The sequence below is a fragment of the Dietzia sp. CW19 genome (assembly GCF_014145265.1).
Classification (GTDB): domain Bacteria; phylum Actinomycetota; class Actinomycetes; order Mycobacteriales; family Mycobacteriaceae; genus Dietzia; species Dietzia natronolimnaea.
This window is the reverse complement of record NZ_JAALEE010000547.1, coordinates 549-3,604: the sequence shown is the minus strand read 5'-3', so window position 1 is coordinate 3,604 and position 3,056 is coordinate 549. Positions and strand designations below refer to the sequence as shown.

2 protein-coding genes are annotated in these 3,056 nt (G+C 63.0%); one reads left to right on the top strand and one right to left on the bottom strand.

Annotation, left to right across the window (positions count from 1 at the left end):
* Window positions 1-184: 184 nt before the first annotated feature.
* Window positions 185-586, bottom strand: coding sequence for a MerR family transcriptional regulator (locus G6021_RS15555; RefSeq protein ID WP_006898346.1), 402 nt, complete (start codon window positions 584-586; stop codon window positions 185-187).
* Window positions 587-838: 252 nt separating this feature from the next.
* On the opposite strand from G6021_RS15555, the gene G6021_RS15550 reads away from it, so the two are divergent.
* The gene (locus G6021_RS15550; protein ID WP_187700048.1) at window positions 839-2,287 is read left to right on the top strand and encodes a SulP family inorganic anion transporter; all 1,449 of its coding nucleotides are present in this window, start codon (window positions 839-841) and stop codon (window positions 2,285-2,287) included.
* The last annotated feature ends 769 nt before the right edge of the window (window positions 2,288-3,056 follow it).

Genomic DNA, 3,056 nt, shown 5'->3' with positions numbered 1-3,056 from the left:
CGTACCCGAAAGCGTGGCCCATACCGACAAATGTAGCAATACTCGTCGCTGCTGGGCAGATCAGAAACATAGATTTTGAGACTGGGTTCCGCTACAAAATTGGCTTCCGCCCACCTCGGCGTATCCAAATCCGGCGAGCTCGAGTTCACTTGTAGCAAAAACGGTCGTTTATGGATCAGCCTGCTTAGTCAAACCTCTGGCGGAATAGTTGCAAGAACTCGGCGCTGTACTCGAGTTGGGTCTGCAGTTCGAGGTAGCGCGCTTCAGCTTCGGCGCGGATCTCTTCGACGGTCATTCTGGCGGCGTGCCAGTCATCGAGCCCCGGCGATTCTGAGCGTTGGGCCGCCGTAAGGATGTCGGTGGCTTCGAGGAACTGCTTCATGCGTTCCAGCGAGAAGCCCAAAGGTTTCATTCGCCGGACGAGGAGCAGTCGGTCGATGTCGGCGTCGGTGTAGAGCCGGAATCCGCCGGCGGTGTGGCCGGAGGGCACCACTAGGCCGATGTCGTCGTAGTGGCGCAGCGTGCGGATCGACAGGCCGGTGAAGTCAGCGACCTCACCGACCATTCGTGCGGACTCTTCCCGCATCACACTCCTCGTGAAATAGGTCACGGTGTCGGTCCCAAATTCAACGCTACCCAAACCTGACGTTACGGTAGGTTTCAAACCTCCCGTTACGGGAGAGTGTGTCATGTTCCCTCCACGGTTAGGAAAACCCCCGTGACAGCTCCCACCCACGCATCCGGGGCCTCGTCCCCGCCCCCGGCCAGCTCGGATGACGATCTCGCACCCGTCGGCGTCCTCGCGTCGTTCAAGTACGCCTTCTCTTCCCCCCGCCGACTGCGCACCGAGGTCTTGGCCGGTCTGGTCGTCGCGCTCGCGCTCATCCCCGAGGCGATCTCGTTCTCGATCCTCGCCGGAGTGGACCCGAGGGTCGGGCTGTTCGCCTCCTTCACCATGGCCGTGACGATCGCCTTCACCGGCGGACGGCCCGCGATGATCTCCGCAGCGACCGGCGCAATCGCCCTGGTCATCGCCCCCGTGGCGCGCGAGTACGGGTTGGACTACTTCATCGCCACCGTGCTGCTGGCCGGCATCTTCCAGGTCGTGTTGAGCGTGATCGGGGTGGGCAAGCTCATGCGCTTCATCCCCCGGTCGGTGATGGTCGGGTTCGTCAACGCCCTGGCCATCCTGATCTTCACCGCGCAGATCCCGCACCTGCTGGGTGTGCCGTGGTTGGTGTACCCGATGGTCGCCGCTGGCGTGCTCATCATGGTGTTCTTCCCCAAACTTTCGGCCGCGGTGCCGGCCCCGCTGGTGGCGATCGTGGCGATCACCGCCGTGGTCGTGCTCTTCGGCTGGACCATGCCCAACGTCAGCGATCAGGGCGAGCTGCCCTCCTCGCTGCCGTCGCTATTCATCCCCGACGTGCCGTGGACGTTGGAGACGCTGCAAATCATCGCCCCCTATGCCCTGGCGATGGCGCTGGTCGGGCTCATGGAGTCGATGATGACCGCCAAACTCGTCGATGACATCACCGAGGTCCGCTCCGACAAGACCCGTGAGGGATGGGGCCAGGGCGTGGCCAACATCGTCACCGCCTTCTTCGGCGGCATGGGCGGCTGCGCGATGATCGGCCAGACCATGATCAACGTCAAGCAGTCCGGCGCCCGCACCCGCCTGTCCACCCTGCTGGCTGGGATCTTCCTACTCATCCTCGTCGTAGCGTTGGGCGACATCGTCGGCCTGATCCCCATGGCTGCCCTGGTCGCGGTGATGATCATGGTCTCGGTGGCCACCATGGACTGGCACTCCATCCACCCACGCACCCTGCGCCTGATGCCGCTCCCGGAGACGATCGTCATGGCGGTCACCGTCGCCGCGACTGTGATCACCCACAACCTGGCCATCGGCGTCATCCTCGGCGTGCTCACCGCGATGGTCATGTTCGCCCGCCGCGTGGCCCACATGACGAGCCTGGAGAAGGTCTCTGAACTCGACGTCAATCACGACGGCACCATCGACATCCGCACCTACCGAGTGCGTGGCGAGCTTTTCTGGGCCTCGAGCAACGATCTGGTCTACCAGTTCGACTACACCGGCGACCCCCAGCACGTGGTCATCGACCTGACCGAGGCCGATATCTGGGACGCCTCCACCGTGGCCACCCTGGACGCGATCACCCACAAGTACGCCGCCAAGGGCAAGACCGTCGAGATCATCGGCCTTGACGGATCGAGCCTCGATCGTCTGGACAAACTCTCCGGCCACCTCGGCGACGGACACTGACTCCGCCGCTCCACCCTCGCCACCGGCTTCACCTGAGCCGCCAAGCGATGCTGCGAAATCCCGCCAAACGAAGTTGAGAGTCACAGCATCGGCGGGCGCCTCGGCTACACGTTCCGATGCCAGGAACTGAATGGTGACCGCGTGCGCAAGCGGCGCCGAGCCGCCGTTTGCCACGATGAGCACCCGGCCTGCTCCGGCGATGAGGTCGGCGGCCCGGTTGAATGCCTCGAAGTCGATCGAATCTACGGCGATGGAGAGTGCGTCAGCGGCTTTGCTGAACGAGGAGCGGACGATTCCGCGGTCACCGGGCTCATCTGCCACGGAGCCACCGGAACTACGGGCGCCCAACTCCCGTGCGATGAGCATCCGCAGATGCTGGTAGCCGCTGAAGCCTAAGTTCTTAGATGCCCGGCTCACGGTGGCAGCCGAGGTGCCCGTGCGGGCGGCCATCGCCGCGGCGGGCAAATCTAGAACGTTTTCGGGATTTTCAACGACTTCAGTGGCGACCCGCTGTTCACTGGGAATGAGTGACGGCAAGATCGAACGAATTCGATCAAGGACGCCACTGTACTCGAGGCGGTTATCCTCAGTACTGGCCATAGGCATTTTTTGCACTTTCGAAGCGGGGACAACCAGCGTGGATCTGGGGCAACGCGTGAGTGAACGTTGTTCGGCCCCTGCGTCGCCGCCAGCATAAGCGGTGAAATCAAGAAGTGGATACCGCTTCGGCTTCGGTGGTGATGTCTGTTTGGGACGCCTTTCGGAAAGA